Raw genomic sequence first — 20,987 nt, 5'->3', positions numbered from 1 at the left:
CTCTCAATAATTAAGGAGTTTTAAATGACAGAGGCATTACTTGCAGCTTTGTTTGTGTTTGTGTTGGCATCATTTATTGGCTTTGAAGTCATCAATAAAATACCGCCTACTCTGCATACACCACTAATGTCAGGCTCAAATGCCATTTCTGGTATTGCTGTGATTGGCGCGATATTAGCAGCTGGTGAAAGAAACACCAATTTATCTGTAATTCTGGGTTTGATTGCCGTGACTCTAGCCACAGTCAACGTAGTTGCTGGGTTTCTTGTTACCGATAGAATGTTGCAAATGTTCAAGAAAAAGGAAGTTAAAGCGTGAGCGACTTTTTACCAACTGGAATACAGCTGACGTACTTAGTCGCTGCATCCTTATTTATTTTGGGCTTAAAGAAATTAGGTTCTCCGGCTTCGGCGCGTAACGGTAATGTCATTGCGGCTGTAGGGATGTTGCTGGCAATTGTTGCCACAATGCTAGATCAGCACGTCCTCAATTATGAAATGATTTTGTTAGGTTTAGCGATTGGTTCAGCTATTGGTGCGATCGCTGCCTACAAAGTCCAGATGACAGAAATGCCCCAAATGGTGGGTTTACTCAACGGTTTGGGTGGTGCGGCTTCGGCGTTAGTTGCTGTAGCTGAGTTCTGGCGGTTATTGGATGCTGGCGCACCTGTACCTTTAGATGTCAACATCTCCATGTTATTGGATGTGTTGATTGGTGGTGTCACCTTCACAGGTAGTTTTCTAGCATTTGCCAAATTGCAAGGATTAATTAGCGGTTCCCCAATAACATTTCCGTTACAACAACCATTTAACCTCTTGCTTCTGGGTGGTTATCTAGCGGGGAGTGCTTATTTAATTATCACGCCAGATAGCTTACCTGTATTCTTGGCAGTCGTTGCCGTTTCCCTAGTTTTGGGTGTGATGTTTGTCATCCCCATCGGTGGGGGAGATATGCCGGTAGTAATTTCCCTGTTGAACTCCTTGTCAGGGATAGCGGCGGCTGCGGCTGGTTTCGTGGTGATGAACAATATGTTAATCATCGCCGGCGCATTGGTGGGGGCTTCCGGTTTAATTTTGACGGAAATCATGTGTAAAGCCATGAACCGTTCCCTGTTCAGTGTCCTATTCAGCGCCTTTGGTTCTGTGAGTGCAGGTGGCGCTGGTGCGGCTACTGGTACAACAGATCAAACCGTCCACAGCATCGATCCCGAAGAAGGCGCGATGATGTTGGGTTATGCTCGTTCTGTGGTGATTGTCCCTGGTTATGGGATGGCGGTAGCTCAAGCACAGCATAGTGTGAGAGAATTGGCAGACCAATTAGAACGGATGGGTGTTGATGTTAAGTATGCCATTCACCCCGTTGCTGGGAGAATGCCCGGACACATGAATGTGTTGTTAGCCGAGGCGAATGTGCCATACACCCAGTTGTATGATATGGAAGATATTAACCCCCAATTTGAGCAAGCAGATGTGGCTTTAGTAATTGGGGCTAATGATGTAGTCAATCCGGCGGCGCGGAGTGATACCGCTAGCCCAATTTATGGGATGCCAATTTTGGAAGTAGATAGGGCGAAGCACACTATTGTTATTAAGCGTGGGATGAGTGCAGGTTTTGCCGGTGTAGATAATGAGTTATTCTACAAAGATAAAACCACGATGCTTTTTGGTAGTGCAAAAGATATGGTAGCGAAGTTAGTTTCAGAAGTGAAGCAACTTTAGGGAATTAATAATAATTTGGATGATTTACTTGCCTTGGGGGTGTGATGCTTCTGAGGCAAGTTTTTTCAGAGACTATTTCGAGCCTATAAATTATTTGTACTAATTATAGTTGTGTCTGTTAAACCTATTTGTTTGCGGAATTCAGTGTCGTAGTGGGCTTTCCTCCAATTAATTGCTTTGACAATTTGATTTGGATCAAGGTTTTTTGCTTTGTATAAGTGAGCCTCCAAAAGGTTTGTTGCTACTAAGTCAGTATCATGGAAATCAACTTCATTGACAAAGAAGTATTTACCGATGTTACTGCTGGCGAAAAATATGAAACTGATTTAATCGTAAAAGCCAGATTTAGAGAGAAAGAATCGTTTTTCCTAGTACATCTAGAACATCAAGCTTATTATCAAGAAGCTTTTGATTTGCGGATGTATCGTTACTTTGCCAGATTGTATGAAAAATACGCCTTGCCAGTTTATCCTATTGCTCTATTTTCTTACGATCGCCCCAAAAAAGCCGAACCAAATTTTCATCAGGTAGCATTTCCCAATAAGCTGGTCTTGCAATTCAACTATGATGTTATTCAGTTAAATCGCCTGAATTGGCGAGAATACCTACAACAGCAAAATCCCGTAGCTAGTGCGCTGATGGCTAAAATGAACATAGCACCACAAGACCGCCCCAGAGTAAAATCTGAGTGTCTACGTCTTTTAGCTACATTGCAGTTAGATCCAGCACGGATGCAGTTAATTTCTGGGTTTATTGACACCTACCTACGCCTAAATACCCAAGAAACAGAAATTTTCCAGTCTGAAATTGCTCAATTTGAACCAACTCAACAAGAGGTAGTTATGCAGATCGTCACTAGTTGGATGGAGGAAGGGATACAACAAGGGCTGCAACAAGGAGAATTGAAAATAATTCAACGTCTATTGACAAGACGAATTGGTGATATTACCCCTGAATTACAAGAGCGAGTGCGGGGATTATCTTCAACTCAGTTAGAGGATTTAGCTGAAGCATTACTAGATTTTTCTACTGAAGCTGATTTAGTAACTTGGTTGCAACAGCAGCAGTAAGATTGTATTTCACCATGCGATCGCTCTCTTTATTCATTTGCGTCTTTTACAGTTCGTTAAAAAAGCGATCGCACTCAAGCTTCTTTTGATGCTGGGAGTGTTTTTAAAGTTTGGTTGATTCCTTTGACTAATCTTTCCATCCCTTCTTTAACAGTATCTTTTTGCAATGCACCATAAGCAACGCGCAAATAACAACCTTGTTCCATACCAAAAGTTGTCCCTGGAATCACAGCTACTTTATATTCTTGAATCAGCAGTTTGACTAGTTCAAAAGCATTCATTTGGGTATACACTTTCAGAAAGAAATAAAAAGCGCCATCGGCGGGTGTAATAGTACATAACCCTTGTAATTGATTGAGGTAGTCGAGGACTATTTGTCTTACTTGAGCGATCGCTCCAATATTTGCTCGTAAATACTCTGGTTTGGCTTGTAACGCTCCTAACGCTGCATACTGAGAAACTACAGGTGGACAAATCAAAATCGTATCTTGGACTTTTCTAATGGAGACAAGCAGATGTTTGGGAATCACCATATAGCCGATTCGCCAACTGGCGAACCCGTAAGCTTTAGAAAGGCTAAATAGAGAAATAGTATATTCACTATTGCCTGGAAATGATGCAGGAGAAACGTGTTTCACTCCGTCATAAGTAAAATATTCATAAGCTTCATCGCTGATGTGATAAATACCGCGATCGCCACAAATTTGATTTACTTTATTTAACAAATCTTGGGGATAGACAACACCAGTGGGATTATTTGGTGAAATTGTAACTACTGCTCGTGTTTTTGGGGTAATAGCTTGAGCGATCGCCTCTGGACGCAGTTGGTAATTTTCATCGGTTTCTACCAATACTGCACGACAACCAGCCATAGCGATCGCCATTTCGTGATTGAAGTAGTAAGGCGTATTTAAAATAATTTCATCGCCAGGAGAAGTAATTGCCAAAATAGCGTTCATAAACGCCATATTGCTTCCCGCAGTTACCACAATGCAATTATCTGCTGTAATCTCAATTTTGTTGAAAGTTGACAATTTTTCTGTCAAAGTATTTAACAATGGTGGAATACCTTCAACAGCTTTATATAAATTATTCGCAGGATCAGCCAAAAATTTTGGCAACATCTCAATAGCTTCTGGTGGGGGACTGTAGGAAACCACACCTTGTCCTAGAGAAATAGTTCCTGGTGAATTGTGAATTAATTCCCCAACTACAGGAATAATTGGGGATTGTACCGAAATCATACGATTAGTCATTTGTCAATAATTAATAATCATTAGTTTTGCTGACTATGGATACAAAAAACTTAGCTGGATGGAAAAGATTTCACCCAGCCGAGTTGGATAGCCATATCAACAGCGATCGCCGCTACCACAAACCACAAGATACTTTCACTAGCCAGCACAACAAAGGGTAAAACTGTACTGCTGCTATTCCACCCCATTTCTATCTGAGTTAACCCCCGCACCAAACCAAAAGCCATAACCGCACCAGTTTTCAATTGAGGATTTTCATCTGTGCGGATGATATAGCGGTAAGTAACACCAAAGAGTAAACCAGAGAAACCAGCGATCGCTCCACTCAACAACCAAGGCCAATTAACACCGATTTGCAGACTTCTGAGTATAGGAAAATACTTTGCCAGTACTAGAGTATTGATCTCACTGGTAATTAAAAAAGCAAACCCCAGAGCGAATCCCCCAACAATTCCAGCCTTGAGAGATTCCAGACGTTCAGCCATTAATTGGGGATTGGAAATTCTATTCATAGGAAATTTGACATTCACAACCACTAGAAACAAGTAGAAAAGCAAGAGAGTCACTAAAAAATATAGAATTATTTCTCCCTCATCCCCCTAATCTCCTCCACTTCTCTCATCTCTAAATACCTAGTCCCCAGTATGATAAATATTAGAGACGTTTTGTAAATAATTTCCAAAGAGAGACTATGGCGATTTTGACACTGGGTTGGGTATCACTATTAGTTGTGTTTACTTGGTCGATTGCGATGGTAGTTTGGGGACGTAACGGACTGTAGAGGAACCGTGGAAAATCCATTCCTAAGTATTTTGGCTTTACTTGCCTTAGTGCTGTTAGTAGCTGTTACAGGTGGCGTTGGTTATTTAACGTTAGCAGACTGGCGCGATCGCCGTCTTCGAGAAAGCGAAAAGCGCGAACTCCGACGCAGCAATCCCAAACGGCGATAATTCTCAAGCGACAAATTGAACGCAGTTTTCCGACATCTTTTTCCAGGGACATGATTTTATCGTGTCCCTAAATTTTTATCAAGAAAGGTGGAGGATGTATCCATTCAAAAACAATGGCTCCCATTTCCTACTTGTTACATTTTTTCTTATTTAGGGAACCCTAAGATAGAAGACTTTGTGATATTTTGAGTCCCACGGGGAATGGAAAACTCTTCTACGATACAACCCATACAACTAACTTTCGAGCAAGAATCTCAACCAGACATGAAAACCGCTCTGTCTAGGGTAATTAGTCGGATTCGTCAGTCTTTGGACATAGAAACGATATTCCAAATTACTGTGACGGAAGTACGCCAATTATTAAATACTGATCGGGTGGGAGTGTTTCGTTTCTACCCTGAGTTGGGATGGGAAGGGGAATTTATTTATGAAGATGTTGGTTCTGAATGGATTTCAGTACTAAAAACCAAGCTATGCGATGAGCTACCCCCCGTCGTAGGTGATTTCTGCTTTGCTGATGAGTTTGTCAACCTCTATCAACAAGGAAGAATTAAAGCAATGGCTGATACCTATGAAGGTGGAATCAGTGATTGTCACGTTCAGATGCTAGAGAAATTCCAAGTACGTGCTAGCATAACTGCTCCCTTGATGAAAGGACAAGATTTATGGGGATTACTATGTATTCATCAATGTAGTAGCCCTCGACAATGGGAAGCGCCAGAAATTGAGTTTGTACAACTAATCGCTGAACATTTGGGAGTAGCTTTACAACAAGCAGATTATCTAGAGCAGGTAAAAGCCCAATCAGCGCAACTAGCCCAAGCAAAAGCCAGAGAAAAAGCCGCAGAATGGCAAAAAAGTATGGCGATCGCTATTGAAAAAATTCGCCAATCTCTTGATTTAGAAAGCATTTTCCGCACCAGTACCCTAGAAATTAGAAAGCTACTGAATGCTGATCGCGTAGCGATTTACCGCTTCAATCCAGATTGGAGTGGTGAATTTGTCTTTGAATCTGTGGCTGATGCTTGGATTTCTCTGATGGATGAACAAGAAAAGCAACCAGAATTAAAAAAAAATGTCAGTGAATGTAGCGCCAAAGATTTAGCAGCTACCCCAATAGTAGACACTTACTTACAAGAAACAAGAGGCGGACGTTTCACCAAATGTGAAGTTTATCGTGTCTGTAATGATATTTATGATGCAGGTTTTAGCGATTGCTACATCAAGGTATTAGAAACTTATCAAGCTAGAGCTTATGTAATTATTGCTATTTACCACGGTCAACAACTGTGGGGTTTGTTAGCAATCTATCAAAATACGGGAACCCGTGATTGGCAAGATGATGAAGTATACTTGCTCACCCAGATTAGCGCCCAACTGGGTGTAGCATTGCAGCAAGCCGAACATATACAACAAATGCAAATTCAAGCAGCCGAACTTACCAAAGCTGCGGAAAGACAAAGGGCGCTGGCTAATACTGTAGAAAAGATTCGCCACTCTCTTGATATTGATACTATCCTTAGAACTACGACTCAAGAAGTACTAGGTTTACTAGAAGTAGAACGAGTAGCAATTTATCGATTTTACCCTGATTGGAGTGGTGAATTTGTCGCTGATTCCATTGTTGATGGTTGGACACCAATAGTTAAGCCCCAGCCTGTCACAGAACGCTTACTGCTGCAAGAAAAACAAGTAGGTAAATATGCACGTAATGAAGTTTTTGTTCCCATTTCCCAAGGGAACAAGTTATGGGGTTTACTGGTAGCTTATCAAAATTCCCAACCCCGTTACTGGCAAGATGAAGAAATTAACTTATTAGCTCAAGTTGGTGTACAGCTAGGAGTAGCCTTACAACAAGCAGAAACCTTGCAACAGTTACAGCTACAAACCACACAATTAGCTAAAGCCGCTACACGAGAACGCAAAGCCGCAGAGAGAGAAAAAGCATTAGCCGCCACAGTCGAAAAAATTCGCCGTTCCCTTGATTTAAATACTATCTTTGCTACCAGTACTCAAGAAATTCGGCGATTATTGGAAGTTGATCGCGTCATTATTTACCGTTTCCAGCCTGATTGGACTGGGGAATTTGTGGCTGAATCTTTGAGTAATGGCTGGACACCAGTCAAAAAACTTCTGTCTGTGATTACAGATAATTACTTGCAAAAAACCCAAGGGGGATATTTTGTCAACGGCAAAGTTTTAGTTGTTAAAGATATTTACAACAGCGATTATTCTCGCTATCATGTTGCTCTCATTGAAGCAATGGAAGCTAGAGCATATATAATCGCACCTATTTTTCAAAATGAAAAACTCTGGGGATTATTGGGTGCTTATCAAAATACCAACCCTCGTGATTGGCAAGAGGATGAAGTCGATTTGCTGGTGCAGATTGGTACTCAATTGGAAGTAGGAGTCCAGCAAGCAGAATTACTCGAACAAACGCAGCGACAAAAAGAAGAAATTACTCAAACGCTGAAGGAATTACAGGCAACCCAAAGCCAGTTAATCCAAAGTGAAAAAATGGCTGGATTGGGGCAATTGGTAGCTGGTGTAGCACACGAAATTAACAACCCAATTAGTTTTATTTACGGTAACGTCACCTACGTTACGGAACACACAGAAAATTTATTTAAATTGCTGCATCTCTATCAAAAAAACTATCCTCGACCAAAAGCAGAAGTACAAGAACAGATCAGAGCGTCAGATTTAGATTATATTACTGATGATTTGCCGAAAATTCTCGGTTCCATGAAAGTTGGTGCAGAACGCATCTCTCAATTAGTCTTGTCATTACGGACTTTTGCGCGACTCGATGAAGCAGAAATGAAACCTGTTAATCTGCATGAAGGTATAGATAGTACTCTGCTGATATTACAACATCGGCTACAAGGAAATATACATTCTCCGGATATTGAAATAATCAAAGAATATGGTGATTTACCTCCGGTTGTTTGCTATGCAGCCCAGATGAATCAGGTATTTATGAATATTCTCAATAATGCCATTGATGCGGTAGAAAATTCAATATGTGTTAGGGAAAGAGTAGAAAAACCACAAATTAAAATTAGTACAAAACTTATAGAAAAAAATACAATTTTGATTAGCATTGCTGATAATGGTTGTGGTATCCCAGAGGAAATGCGATCGCGCATTTTTGAACCATTCTTCACTACCAAACAACCAGGAAAAGGTACTGGTTTAGGTTTATCTATTAGCTATCAAATTGTTGTGGAAAAACATGGTGGACAAATTAAGTGTATTTCGCAATCAGGTAAAGGCTGTGAATTTTGGATAGAAATACCGTTTCAGCAATCCGTAAGTTAGAGATATCAAGCGATCACCTACGCTGATCGCTGATTATCTATAATTTCCCATCTTCCAATTTCTAATACACTCAAGAAAAACTCTGGAAAGATGTCTGAATTTTTTGTAGTTTCATAGGAACAAAAATGAATTTTCCACAGATCACGACATCAGAGATATCTGAACTATGGTCGAGATTAGTGTAAAATCATGCAATAAACCCTATTATCCATACGTAAAATTCAGGTTATTCTCAATGCTGATTGGTAACGCCAGGTTGCATAGCCGAAAATTAATTTGTTGCTTAGGTATTTTAGGTGCGTCTTTGGGTGTGATGGTTCCTACGGCTGTTTATTCCCAGACTCCTACTACTCAAAGTGTACCTGTTATCCGAATTTTAAGAGTCACAGTGACTGGGGGTACAACTTTCAAGTTACAAGAAAATTGGTTTCGCCAATCAACGGAAATTACAGACAATAACAAAAAATGTGGAGTGAGGACAGGCGAAAAGTTTTTTGTCGCTAGTATTAGTGATAATAGGAATAATAATGCCGAGTACCGTGAGGGGAATCGGGTTGAAAGAGTCAGGGACTACTATACAGTGACTTTTGATAGACCACTACCTTGTAATCGCACCAATCAAACATGGTACATATATAAACCTCATGTACAACAGTTACAAGCTGTACCTATTCCCTAGTATTTAGTTTTTTACAAAACTGCTGATAATTTTTGTATCAGACTATTAGCTAAATCAAAAATAGCAATATCAGATGTTTTATCATCGGCTAATAGATGTTTGACAGCAGTTAACCTTTCATCTGCTGAGTAAATTTGCCAGCATTCCTCTAGGTTGACTGCTATCTCAAACAGTGAGCGATCGCCTAAATGTCTTCGTAACCTCAAGGCTACAATATCATCGCTGACTAAAAATTCTTTGATTTTATCTAGTAGCGAACTAGTAAATATTTCTTCATCTCCCCATGTTTCTAGCCAATCTCCATCAGCATCATCTACATAAATATGTATGAAATTTATCCCGTAATTTAGCCAGTCTTCCTGCATTTTTCTGGCTGTTGCTAATGCTTCTGTCAATTCGTCCACCTGATTTTTGTAGCTATTGGTTTCTCTTTGATTAGCCATATCAAGCCGTAATGGGCAAATAAATTAGATAGTTGATAGCAGAAATCTTAAGTGTCGGACTTTTAACGAAAATTAAGAGAAATTTAAATACTTACCGCCAGCAAGATAATCACTGTTATAAAGTGCTATGTTCACCAACTGGTTAACAAAATTAGAGTCTTGAGGGTTGTAACTTAAAAATAACCCTCTTTTTATTTCCCACGATCGCAATGTGTTTTCCCAAGCTTGGTATTTTTGTTGATGCAATTCTTTACTGACGCTGGTAACTTGAATACACAATGGCTGTTGGTGATGATTACTGACAATTAAATCTGTTGCCATAGAAAGGTCTGCAATGTAGCGCTGCCAAAAACTCCCGTCCCTATCGGCAATATCTTGCGCTATAGCTCTAATGATATCATCATCGACTTGATTAAACTCTCCCGCCATCAATTTTTGTTTCCAAATGTAGAATTTGGAATCACTAGCATTAATCCACTTAGGGAAAAGATAACCATACCAATATCTCTCATTAGCTGTCATTTGCTCGAATTTGGCTTGTTGTTCTGCTTCTGAAGGTAATGATTTAACTATCAGCCAAATGGTAGAGTCAGTAATAACTTCTAAAAGAAATGCTAGGACATAGGGTTTAGCCGTTAGAGAACCTGGCTTGATATTTTTTACCCAACGATTAATTTCATCTAATCTTTTGGCTAAATTGGGGTCTATAGATGATGCCTGATCGATGAGGGAATGGAGTTTGTCCTTAATCTCTTTTGCTTGCAAACGATGGCTTACTTTCAAGAACTTACGCTTTTTTCAATTTATACCTGATTTAACTGACTACTAACTTTTTTAACAAAAATATCAAATGTATCGTTACATAACATATCAACTTAACTAGATTAATTTGTTTAAGCAGTAGTAGAATTTACCCTTTAGTGGATGAGGCTTAACAATCCCCAATTATACATCTAACTTTTCTTTGTTGTCTTCCCATGTAGAAAATTTAAGGAGAGACAACATAAATCCCACAAAAATGGCGATCGCCTCCCGTCGGAGACCATCGCTTCCTCTCTAGGCTAGAGATTGTATAAATACAAACTTTGATTGTTTAGATGAGATAGCTCAAGCTAACCTGATCAGGCCATATCTGACTGAGCGTCATTTGCTTAAACGTCGAGGTAATATGAAAATCTAAAGATTATTTGACACAACTCCGATAAAAATAGTTTTCAGTAACAATACTACTCATCCTTATAACTATGTCTCAGCCAACTATAGAGTCAATCCTGCAAGAGAAACGTCTATTTCATCCCAGTTCTGAGTTTTCTCAAAATGCCCAGATCAAAAGCCTAGAAGATTACCAACGTCTCTACGACAAAGCCAAAGCAGATCCGCAAAAATTTTGGGCAGAATTAGCCGAAACAGAGTTGCACTGGTTCCAAAAATGGGACACCGTGCTAGATTGGCAACCACCTTTTGCTAAGTGGTTCGTCGGTGGGAAGATGAACATTTCCTACAACTGTTTAGATAGGCATCTCACGACTTGGCGTAAAAATAAAGCCGCACTGATTTGGGAAGGAGAACCAGGAGATTCCCGTACCCTAACTTACGCCCAACTACATCGAGAAGTTTGTCAATTTGCCAACGTCTTGAAACAACTGGGAGTGCAGAAAGGCGATCGCGTCGGTATTTATATGCCGATGATCCCAGAAGCCGCGATCGCCATGTTGGCTTGTGCGAGAATTGGCGCAGCTCATAGTGTAGTATTTGGTGGTTTTAGTGCGGAAGCATTGCGCGATCGCTTAATTGATGCCCAAGCTAAGGTAGTGGTGACGGCTGATGGTGGTTGGCGTAAAGATGCGATCGTTCCTCTCAAGGAACAGGTAGATAAAGCCTTGGCTGATGGTGCTGTCCCATCTTTGGAAAACGTTCTAGTTGTCAAGCGTACCGGACAAGACACATATATGCAGTTGGGAGGGCGGGATCATTGGTGGCATGATTTACAAAAAGGTGTATCCGCCGACTGTCCCGCCGAACCGATGGACAGCGAAGATTTGCTATTTGTCCTCTACACTTCCGGTAGCACAGGCAAACCCAAAGGCGTTGTCCATACCACTGGTGGTTACAACTTATATACTCATATAACCACCAAATGGATTTTCGACCTACAAGACACAGATGTATATTGGTGTACCGCAGACGTAGGTTGGATTACTGGACACAGTTACATAGTCTACGGCCCCCTCTCCAACGGTGCAACCACACTGATGTATGAAGGTGCGCCCCGCGCTTCCAATCCGGGGTGTTTCTGGGATGTGATTGAAAAATATGGCGTGAACATTTTTTACACCGCACCTACAGCAATTCGCGCCTTTATTAAAATGGGCGAACATCACCCCAAAGCCCGTAACCTGACTTCTTTGCGATTATTAGGAACCGTCGGGGAACCCATCAACCCAGAAGCTTGGATGTGGTATCACAAAGTGATTGGTGGCGATCGCTGTCCCATAGTTGATACTTGGTGGCAAACTGAAACAGGCGGTATTATGATTACACCCTTGCCTGGCGCAATTCCCACCAAACCCGGTTCTGCCACCCGTCCCTTCCCCGGCATCCTTGCTGATGTGGTGGATTTAGAAGGTAATTCTGTCCCCGAAAATGAAGGTGGTTACTTAGCAGTGCGCTATCCTTGGCCAGGGATGATGCGGACTGTCTACGGCGATCCTGAACGCTTCCGTCGCACCTATTGGGAACACATTCCCCCCAAAGATGGCAACTATACTTACTTTGCTGGCGATGGCGCGAGAAAAGATGAAGATGGCTATTTCTGGGTAATGGGGCGTGTAGATGATGTATTGAATGTGTCAGGTCATCGCCTCGGCACAATGGAAGTAGAATCAGCCTTAGTTTCTCACCCAGCAGTTGCCGAAGCGGCGGTAGTTGGTAAGCCGGATGACCTCAAAGGCGAAGAAGTAGTAGCCTTTGTCACTTTAGAAGGTACTTATCAAGCTAGTGAAAATTTGAGTAAAGAACTCAAACAACACGTAGTTACAGAAATTGGTGCGATCGCTCGTCCTGGAGAAATCCGCTTTACCGACGCATTACCAAAGACGCGATCGGGTAAGATTATGCGGCGCTTACTGCGAAATCTCGCCGCCGGACAAGAAGTCTCTGGTGATACTTCCACTCTAGAAGATAGAAGTGTCTTAGATAAATTAAGAGAAGGTGCGTAGTTAAAATACCAAGGTGCGTTATGGAAATTAGTCATAACGCACCGAAAATCTAGGAGAGTACTGAGTACAATTTTGAATTACCTATGGATAAAGACCCCTATCACTCCAAGCCTGAGCAACTCTACCAACTCCCAAGGTATAAGCCGCTAAACGCAAAGGAACTTGCCGCAACTGCGATTGTTTAATCACTTGATGATAAGCTTGCACCATCAAGTGTTCCATTTCGCGGTTGACACGCTCCTCATCCCAAAATAGGTAAGAAAGACCTTGCACCCACTCTAAATAACTCACCACCACACCCCCAGCATTCGCCAAAATGTCTGGTAATACAGTTACACCCCGCGCCTCTAGAACTCGGTTAGCTTCTAAAGTCACAGGGCCGTTAGCAGCTTCTGCTACGATTTGCGCCTGTATCTGGTCTACATTTTCCTCGGTAATTTGATTTTCCAAAGCGGCGGGAATCAAAACATCGCAAGGTAAAGTTAGCAAGTCTGCATTACTAATTGATACAGCTTGGGGAAAACCAACTATTCTTCTGTGATTTTCCGCAGCGTAAGCTTTCAACGCCGGAATATCCAGACCATCAGGAGCAAATACACCCCCTGCACCTGTAGAAACAGCAAGAATTTTCGCTCCAGCTTGGTACAGCAATTCAGCCGCAGCGCCACCTACATTGCCAAAACCCTGAATAACTACTCGCACTCCCTCCAGGGTTCTGCCCATATCTGCCAGTGCTTCACGCACAATAATCATCACACCACGTCCAGTTGCCATTTCCCGTCCCCGTGAACCACCAATGGAAATTGGCTTACCTGTGACAACTCCTGGTACAGAATGACCAACATTCATGGAGTAAGTATCCATCATCCAAGCCATTTCACGGGCAGAAGTACCCACATCTGGCGCGGGGATGTCTACTGAGGGACCGATATCTTTAATCAATTCACTGGTGTAACGGCGGGTGATTCGTTCTAATTCACCTACACTGTAGTTTTCGGGATCTATAGCAATACCTCCCTTCGCACCACCATAAGGAATACCCAACAGCGCACATTTCCAAGTCATCAGCATTGCTAAGGCTGATACTTCCCGCAGTGTTACGGCTGGATGGTAACGCGTTCCACCTTTGTAGGGGCCTAAGATATCAGAATGCTGTACCCTATGTCCTGCTAACACCCGAATGTCACCATTATCTAGTTTCACAGGAATAGAAACGGTGACAACTTTGCGCGGATGACTAAGAATTTCCAGTGTCCCTTGATCTAACCTTAATTCTTTAGCGGCTGCTTCTAAGTAGCTACAAGCTTGATCAAAGGGACAAATATGTGCTGGACTAGCGCCTTCCAAAGGTAGCGTCGGCATGGAAACCATAAAATTTTCTCCTATTCGCAGTATCTTTGCGAACTAGATATATATATGCTAGCTTATCTCGCGTTTTTAATAAAAATAGGAATTTTGTAGTTTTTGTTACAATTTTATTTTTTGTTTAGAAAACCACAGACCTGAGCAGAAAACAACTAGATGCTTTGATCTGTGGTTATTAAATATTTAGGGATCAATTTGCTGCACAACTTGAGAAGTAAAGTTGCCATGTAAACCATAAGGGACATGATGCTTGAGATGTAGCCGAGCGATCGCCCCTTTAGCAAAATCACTGGCATCCAAAATTACCACATCTGAACGGTGATGAGCCGCATCATAAACTAAAGCCAGTACCCAACCATCGTCTTCTTTTTGTGAACCTGGACGGGGAACGAAAATCGGTTCACCCATAAAACCACGAGGTGCAGCACTCCAAAGCTGTTTTTCGCCAGACTCTAAATCTATTTTCAGTAATGCTTGCAATGGTGCATTACCACTTTCTGCATGAGCTGCACCAATGTATAAATATCGATAAGAACGTCCTACATGAGCAGGATGGATAGCAGGAAACTCACAACAACGAGATTCAATTAGCTTGCGTTGTACTGTCCCATCCTTGAGGTTAAGGTAAAAGCGCCACATTTGACCAGGTGCGATCGCCTCAAAATTCACTTGGCGAAAATCGCTTGCAGGTTCTACTTCTGGTAAGGTGTCGTAGCATATAGAATCTACAAAAATTTCCTCTCCTACAGCAAAAGCATTAATGTGATGGAAAATGAAACCTGATCGCACTTCTAAAATTTTCACATCTCCTTGCTCTGACTGGGGAAAGCGAGGAATGACAATAATTCGAGTCAGCTGATTTGGTTGTACTTGAATACATTCCCCAGCGCCACGTAATCCTAAAGCGAAAGGTATGGGGTTAAAGGTGACAGGGTTTTGAAAGAAGATGCAGTGATGAGGCGTAATTACAAAATCGTGAATAAAACAAAACCCAGGTACATTATGAGCTTTTTTTCTCACAACTTCACCTGCTATATTTAGCTCAAAAATTGTGATTTTCGTAGATAATCCGGGCTTAATCGCAAAGTTGACTAGACAAGGTGCGCCATTATCTTGCTCACAACTAGGGTCTAGACGAGGGTGAGCGCTAAAAGCTTCACCTTCTGACAAAACACCATTAAAATATTCTTTGCCTAAGGTCTCCAAAGTATTAGGGTCGAGTCGATGGGGTTCCGCCGCCTCCCACAATGCTAAAAGTTTATTCCCCCAATAAATAACATTAGTGTTAGCAATATTTTTGAGTTTGAAGTCAAAAATATTCGCTAACCAACCTCCAGGCTTTTGAGTACCAAAAACTCCGCGATGAAGGAGTTTGCCAGCTTTTTTTTCTGATAAATACCCTTCTGTTTCGACAAAACGATTGCGGTAATGAGCGCGACCATTTACAAAACTAATGCGGCTAATCATGCCATCACCATCAAAGGGGTGATGAATACTTTGTCCGTTTATATCGAGTAATCCCGGCCCATTTCTAAACAATGTTCCTTGCAGTTCTAGGGGAATTTCTCCTTCTACATCATCAATCCAATAATCAAACTCTTGGGTTAAGGATTTATATCCCCCCTGCCAGTCTTCACGAGTATATGATTTTCCTGAAATTTCTTTTTCTTCAATTTTGGGAGTTTGCATATTTAAAAAGTAAAATTAGGAAATGAGAAACTTTCCTTATCTGTGTCTCTGTGGTGAAAAAATGACTAAACACAGAGGCACAGAAACAGGCTTTTAAAAATCCATGAAAAATTTAATTGTCTTGCTCAATCAATTACTTTTGATTCTGCTTCCCGCAAGATTAATTCTGGCACTTGATTATTAGCTGAAGCTGGCGCTAAAACCGAAGTTTCAGGTTCTGAATCATCAGATGGCAACCAGTTGAGAAAGGGCAATGGTAATAGTGTGCTGAAGTTAGTAATTAATACCAAAACCCAAAGTGAATCAAAGTTAGTTTCAGTAATTCCTAGCCAGTGCATGATGATGGCTCCCACTTCGTAAGAAACCATTCCAGCTAAATTAAACACTGACATCAACAAAGCAAACAATGTAGCTTCTACACCAGGAGGACAGAGTCTGGCGGATAGTACCAACACTGGCATATAGGCGATTTGTCCCATGACGGTGAGAATGAGGCTATCACCCAAACTAAACCAACGGTCATCTATACCCAAAGCCCTGTTTGTGTGTGTCACCAGTAATAACATGGTCATTCCCAAAACTGCGGAAATGACTGTACTCCAACCAAAAATCAAGCGGAAGGAAACGCTTTTTAAGAAACGTTGAAAAATCCAAACACCAATCAGAGAAGCAAGACTGGTGACTAAACGCACTCGCCCTAAAAATTCTGGTTCAAAGTGGAGTTCGTTGGTACTGAAGAAGAAAAATGCTGAGTCTGCGGTTGGGGTGGCTTGCCAAATGAATACGAATGCAGTGGGTAGCCAAATGCTTTTTTGGGTGAATGCTTGGCGTAGTTGCTTTAGTTGATGCTTGACGCTGAGGAGGTTATTATTATCACTCCCATCTTTACTAACGGGAGATTCAGCAATCAACCAAGCCACTCCTGAGACTATTAAAGGGAATGAAGCGGTAATCAAAAATACTGTGCGGGTGGTGAAATGCTCCAGTAGCAACCCGCTAAAGTATGCTGTAATCAAACCACCAAAGGCAGCTGCACCCCAGCATAATGATTGTAGTGAACCAACATGAGCCACCGATTCTGCTCTGGCGCGTTCCACAACTAGGGAGTCAACTATCACATCACTCACAGCGACAGATAGCGAACCAAGCGCGATCGCCACAGTAGCTGCCCAGCTAGTATGAACTATTGTGGCCAAACTCACCCAAGAAATAGCTCCCAGTATTCCTGATAGTACTAGGTATGGCCGGCGACGGTAGCCGAAGATGGGTAAGCCATCTGAGATGAAGCCAAACAAGGGCTTGACCATCCAAGGTAAGGCCACAATTCCCATTAATGCCGATACCTGAACAGGACTTAGCAACAATTCATCCTTCAGAAAAAAGCTGACGGCTAACCGCGCCAACCCTAAAATTCCTTGGACGAAGTAGACGCTAAGGATGGCAATTAATTCGGTACTAGGTTCATTACCGAAGAAAATTTGTTTTCTTACTGAGTCTTTGACCTTGGACAAGCCAGAGGAGTCAATCAGCATTTGATGAATATTCTTTAAGTTTTATCGACTTTTCTATCATATCGATTTCTTCGGATCTCGGTCTTAGCGAGGAATCCCTAAAGCTATCACGGCATTTTGCCCACCAAAACCAAAACTTAAACACAAAGCCTGTTGGATTTGGCTGTGATGTGCTGTAGTTACTATATTCAAGTCAAATTCTGGTTGCTGTAATCCCACGCAGGGAGGTAATATTTTTTGCTCTAAAGTTAGAAGTGAAAAAGCTATTCCTAAGGCGCCAGATGCCCCTAAAGTATGACCTGTACTGCCTTTAGTAGAGCTAATTGCTACTTTTGAGGGAAATAATTGTTTTATGACTTGGCTTTCGATGCGATCGTTTAGCTGGGTGGCTGTACCATGAGCATGAATGTAATCAATCTCAGCCGATGTGAGCTGACTACGTTCTAAACATTGCTTAATAGCGGCGATCGCACCCTTCCCCTCTGGGTCTGATTTGTTACTATGATAACCATCATTTGTCAAGCCAAAACCCAAGATTTGACCATAAATTTTTGCTTGGCGCTGCTTCGCTAAGTGTTTCGATTCCAAAACAAAGACAGCCGCCCCTTCACCTAAAACCAAACCCTCACGATTTACATCAAAGGGGTAGGCTCCGGTTGTAGCTAAAGCCCCCATTTGTTGAAATCCTGACAAAGTTAAGGGTGTAATTGCTGCTTCTGTGGCTCCAGCGATCGCCCGTTGATATTGCCCTGTTTGGATGAGCATAGCTGCTTGAGCGATCGCCCAAATCCCTGTAGCACAAGCCGCCATCGGTGCTACAACTGCCCCTGTTGCCCCAATTTGTCGCGCTGTAGCGATCGCGTTCATGTGGGGTAAGATATCTAACCAACCTTCTAATCTTTCTTCGTTATTAGATGAATCTTGACCAGAATAAATTTGCCGCGCTAGCCTTTCCCAGGATGCTTGATAACCGCGACTTGAACCAATAACCACCGCACAATCAGTTAAAGGTGGTAATAAACTAGCATCTTTAATTGCCGCATCTACAACCACCTGCGTCAAGCTTGGCAAATTAGCTGGCTTGTTACCAATCAAGCCTAGAGGTAGGGGTGCTAACTCTGGAAATGGTTGATGCCATTTAATTCCCGATTTACCCGCAATTAAACTTTGCCAACTCTCCTCTAGACTTGTACCCAAGGCTGAAACTAGCCCAATACCAGTGATGACAACGTCAATCATGTGAGAGTAAGAAAAGGGCTATCGGCTCGGAAAAGTAGAGTCCATATCGTTTGTAATCATCGTCTTCATCCCCTATTCCTGCTTTGAATAAGCTCTTGCTCGTTAAAATTAGTCTGACATAGAAACTTAATAATCAAGTCAGCATCGCCTGTTGTAACAATAGTTTTGTCTAGGCAGGGAAATGGAAATCGGGTGATAAAGAATCTATAAGGTAGAAACAAGGGCAATTTTAGATTTTAGATGGAAATTCAATTCAAATCGCCAATCTAAAATCCAAAATTGAATTGCCCCATGTCTAATGACTACTGTGCTACTTTCAAATTCTCAGCACCTTGAGTGACTTTAGCCGAGTCGATGCGATCGCCTTGCTCAATTTTGTTCACTATGTCAAAGCCTTGAGTAACTTGACCAAATACAGCATAGTTACCGTCGAGGAAACCCAAATCGGCTAGAGCAAAGTAAAACTGAGAAGATGCCGAGTCTGGTTGTTGCGAACGCGCCATTGCTACTGCTCCTTGTTTGTGCTGTAACTCTGGTACTGTTGTCAAACGAGCAGACTCGAATGTTTTACTGTAAAGTGGTTCTGCCTCTCCTTTGGGTTTAATTTCCAAAGGTATACGGCGTTCACTGCCGATTTTTGGGTCAATGTAACCACCAGTTCCCCAACTTTGTGGAGAACTTTTTGGGTCTTTACTTTGAGGGTCGCCTCCTTGAACTACAAAAGGTTGAGGCTGACGAACAACTCGATGGAAAACTGTGTTGTCGTAAACACCTTTTTGTACTAAATCAACGAAATTGCCGGCTGTGATTGGGGCATTCGTGCCGTCTACCTCGACAGTAATAGGCGACCCTTTAACTGTAATCACCACAGTAGCCTTGCCTTCGAGGCGTGGTAAAGAATTTGTCATTCCTGAATTGCTCTCACTAGTGGTTTCAGAGACAGATGTTGCTTCAGTATTCGTTGTGGTGGTTGTCTCGACTCCTGTAGATGCTGGAGAAGAATTCGAGCCAACCTGCTGTGTAGAACAGCCTCCCAAAATCAGGGAACCGATGACCAAAAATGTAACCAAAAATTGTGAAAATTTTAACCGCATTGTCAGTTACTGACTCAACCAGTGTATATTAGCCTCTTTTGATATCTGGGGATGGGGAATTAGGCAGAGAGTAGGTTGCAAGGGGAAAAGGGGAAATATTTCTCTACGTTTCTCCTCCTTACTCCCTGCTCCCTTACTTCATCTCCCCCATCTCTTTTAAAGCCCTTCCAAGGGTACTCCTAAAAAACGGGCTAACTGTGCGCCTTGGGTTTCTAATTCTGCCAAAGATAAAGGTTGACCGACTCTAGTTAGAGGTATATCCCGGCGACCTTTCACGCGTAAATAGATGGCTCGGCGAGGATTCAAACCTTCCTTGATGTCTATACGTACAGACTGGATATCTTGTGTACGACTTTCAATTTCAATCTGACGATTTTTACCAGGAAATCCCCAGCGAAAAATTTTGATGTTACCAGTTTCACGATTGAAATCGTTATAGCCGCCTCCCACATCCCATAGGATAACTAGCCATAGATACAAGGCTAAAAGCACGCCAGCTGCCCCATATAACCCCATCACTAACCCTTGGGGTACAAAGATGAGTTGAGTTGGGTCAGTAACTATGAGTAAATTAACTTTTAAGTAACTGGATATGCCCGCCAACAAAAAGCCCGATGCTCCCAACGTAACAATACCTGCCCACCAGTAGTTACTAAACCGACGAGAACCGAGAACTTTTTGATGTAGGACGCTGGAAGCGGAACTGTCACCGTTAGGTGAATCGCCTTTGTTAATTGTTGATGATGCCGTCATGGAAATATCTTGTCCCGTGAGTTCTTCCCTCTATAGAGTCTGCCACTTGAACATGATGTCTTGCAAGCTCAAGGTTAGTCATTAGTCACTCCACTCCCTACTCCCTATTCCTAAAGATTTCTGAGAAAAGTTGTGTCAAATTGTAAAATTTCTGATATTCATAGTATTTAATAGGTTCGTGTTTAATCATCTATTTACTTGGGTGGATTAAGCAAAAACCCGAACTAATATGGTAAGTTAAGAAGCATTAAGTTACCACAAGCTAGGTTACTAGCTGACGGTGCGTGTAACGGCATAAGCCTGAGAAACTCCGATTTAAGTAATCTATAGGCTCTCAGGAACTCAGGAGTTGTAAGACCACTGAGAATGTCAAAAAAACGTTATTTCCTCGCGGTAGTGGCCAAAAAGCGGGAAAACCCTTTGGGTAATGTTCCCCTGGGGTGTTCTGTTAACGAGAACCCCTTTGAGAAAAGGCAGTCCACCTGGCGGCAGAGCCGCACTCGTGGCTGTATCCACCGCCCAAGGCACTGCTTAGAAACGTTGCAATTTTAGTAAAAGAGGATTTTAGTTAAATGACCATCGCAGTAGGACGCGCCCCCAGTAGAGGGTGGTTTGACGTACTAGACGACTGGTTAAAGCGCGATCGCTTCGTGTTCGTAGGTTGGTCAGGAGTATTAT

Annotated in this window: 18 protein-coding genes; 8 read left to right on the top strand and 10 right to left on the bottom strand. The window is 42.1% G+C overall.

Annotated elements, in window-relative coordinates:
• Positions 1–24: 24 nt before the first annotated feature.
• The 3 genes from H6G18_RS19925 (at position 25) to H6G18_RS19915 (ending at position 2,788) form a co-directional block, all read left to right on the top strand.
• Positions 25–318, top strand: coding sequence for an NAD(P) transhydrogenase subunit alpha (locus H6G18_RS19925; RefSeq protein ID WP_190408836.1), 294 nt, complete (start codon positions 25–27; stop codon positions 316–318).
• Positions 315–1,718, top strand: coding sequence for an NAD(P)(+) transhydrogenase (Re/Si-specific) subunit beta (locus tag H6G18_RS19920; RefSeq protein ID WP_190408835.1), 1,404 nt, complete (start codon positions 315–317; stop codon positions 1,716–1,718). The genes H6G18_RS19925 and H6G18_RS19920 overlap by 4 nt, the downstream gene beginning before the upstream one ends.
• 257 nt (positions 1,719–1,975) lie before the next feature.
• The gene (locus tag H6G18_RS19915) at positions 1,976–2,788 is read left to right on the top strand and encodes a DUF4351 domain-containing protein (protein ID WP_199311773.1); all 813 of its coding nucleotides are present in this window, start codon (positions 1,976–1,978) and stop codon (positions 2,786–2,788) included.
• 74 nt (positions 2,789–2,862) lie between these two features.
• Here H6G18_RS19915 and H6G18_RS19910 read toward each other — a convergent pair whose 3' ends face one another.
• Positions 2,863–4,044 (bottom strand): pyridoxal phosphate-dependent aminotransferase, encoded by a 1,182-nt coding sequence (locus H6G18_RS19910; RefSeq protein WP_190408834.1) that lies wholly within the window; start codon positions 4,042–4,044, stop codon positions 2,863–2,865.
• 50 nt (positions 4,045–4,094) lie between these two features.
• Entirely contained in the window at positions 4,095–4,556 is a 462-nt protein-coding gene (locus tag H6G18_RS19905) for a hypothetical protein (protein ID WP_190408833.1), read from the bottom strand.
• Between the two features lie 179 nt (positions 4,557–4,735).
• Here H6G18_RS19905 and petN point away from each other — a divergent pair, with 179 nt between their 5' ends.
• The 4 genes from petN to H6G18_RS19885 all read left to right on the top strand — a co-directional run bounded on the left by petN (position 4,736) and on the right by H6G18_RS19885 (position 8,997).
• Positions 4,736–4,825 carry a cytochrome b6-f complex subunit PetN gene (gene petN / locus H6G18_RS19900; RefSeq protein ID WP_010998401.1) on the top strand — a complete coding sequence of 30 codons (90 nt, stop codon included), beginning with the start codon at positions 4,736–4,738 and terminating at the stop codon, positions 4,823–4,825.
• A gap of 7 nt (positions 4,826–4,832) precedes the next feature.
• Positions 4,833–4,994, top strand: coding sequence for a hypothetical protein (locus tag H6G18_RS19895; RefSeq protein WP_190408832.1), 162 nt, complete (start codon positions 4,833–4,835; stop codon positions 4,992–4,994).
• 201 nt (positions 4,995–5,195) lie between these two features.
• The gene (locus H6G18_RS19890; RefSeq protein ID WP_190408831.1) at positions 5,196–8,318 is read left to right on the top strand and encodes a GAF domain-containing sensor histidine kinase; all 3,123 of its coding nucleotides are present in this window, start codon (positions 5,196–5,198) and stop codon (positions 8,316–8,318) included.
• Between the two features lie 235 nt (positions 8,319–8,553).
• A complete protein-coding gene (locus tag H6G18_RS19885) occupies positions 8,554–8,997 on the top strand; it encodes a hypothetical protein (protein WP_190408830.1) in 444 nt (147 codons plus the stop codon).
• 11 nt (positions 8,998–9,008) lie between these two features.
• Here H6G18_RS19885 and H6G18_RS19880 read toward each other — a convergent pair whose 3' ends face one another.
• Both H6G18_RS19880 and H6G18_RS19875 read right to left on the bottom strand, forming a co-directional pair.
• Complete coding sequence (locus tag H6G18_RS19880; RefSeq protein ID WP_190408829.1) at positions 9,009–9,440, bottom strand: hypothetical protein; 432 nt, start codon at positions 9,438–9,440, stop codon at positions 9,009–9,011.
• Positions 9,441–9,512: 72 nt separating this feature from the next.
• Positions 9,513–10,205 carry a hypothetical protein gene (locus tag H6G18_RS19875; RefSeq protein WP_190408863.1) on the bottom strand — a complete coding sequence of 231 codons (693 nt, stop codon included), beginning with the start codon at positions 10,203–10,205 and terminating at the stop codon, positions 9,513–9,515.
• A 479-nt stretch (positions 10,206–10,684) separates the two neighbouring features.
• On the opposite strand from H6G18_RS19875, the gene acs reads away from it, so the two are divergent.
• Positions 10,685–12,658, top strand: coding sequence for an acetate--CoA ligase (acs, locus tag H6G18_RS19870; protein ID WP_190408828.1), 1,974 nt, complete (start codon positions 10,685–10,687; stop codon positions 12,656–12,658).
• A gap of 81 nt (positions 12,659–12,739) precedes the next feature.
• Here acs and H6G18_RS19865 read toward each other — a convergent pair whose 3' ends face one another.
• The 6 genes from H6G18_RS19865 to H6G18_RS19840 form a co-directional block, all read right to left on the bottom strand.
• Complete coding sequence (locus H6G18_RS19865; RefSeq protein WP_190408827.1) at positions 12,740–14,029, bottom strand: Glu/Leu/Phe/Val family dehydrogenase; 1,290 nt, start codon at positions 14,027–14,029, stop codon at positions 12,740–12,742.
• A gap of 177 nt (positions 14,030–14,206) precedes the next feature.
• Positions 14,207–15,712 carry a carotenoid oxygenase family protein gene (locus H6G18_RS19860; RefSeq protein WP_190408826.1) on the bottom strand — a complete coding sequence of 502 codons (1,506 nt, stop codon included), beginning with the start codon at positions 15,710–15,712 and terminating at the stop codon, positions 14,207–14,209.
• A 125-nt stretch (positions 15,713–15,837) separates the two neighbouring features.
• Complete coding sequence (locus tag H6G18_RS19855) at positions 15,838–17,244, bottom strand: folate/biopterin family MFS transporter (RefSeq protein WP_190408825.1); 1,407 nt, start codon at positions 17,242–17,244, stop codon at positions 15,838–15,840.
• A 63-nt stretch (positions 17,245–17,307) separates the two neighbouring features.
• Positions 17,308–18,462, bottom strand: coding sequence for a beta-ketoacyl-ACP synthase (locus H6G18_RS19850; RefSeq protein WP_190408824.1), 1,155 nt, complete (start codon positions 18,460–18,462; stop codon positions 17,308–17,310).
• A 302-nt stretch (positions 18,463–18,764) separates the two neighbouring features.
• Positions 18,765–19,556, bottom strand: coding sequence for a peptidylprolyl isomerase (locus H6G18_RS19845; protein WP_190408823.1), 792 nt, complete (start codon positions 19,554–19,556; stop codon positions 18,765–18,767).
• A 156-nt stretch (positions 19,557–19,712) separates the two neighbouring features.
• A complete protein-coding gene (locus H6G18_RS19840; RefSeq protein ID WP_190408822.1) occupies positions 19,713–20,309 on the bottom strand; it encodes a photosystem I assembly protein Ycf4 in 597 nt (198 codons plus the stop codon).
• Positions 20,310–20,987: the final 678 nt, after the last annotated feature.

This window comes from Anabaena subtropica FACHB-260 (assembly GCF_014697105.1).
Classification (GTDB): domain Bacteria; phylum Cyanobacteriota; class Cyanobacteriia; order Cyanobacteriales; family Nostocaceae; genus Trichormus; species Trichormus subtropicus.
Note: the sequence above shows the minus strand (reverse complement) of the source record. Positions and strands in the feature narration are given on the sequence as shown.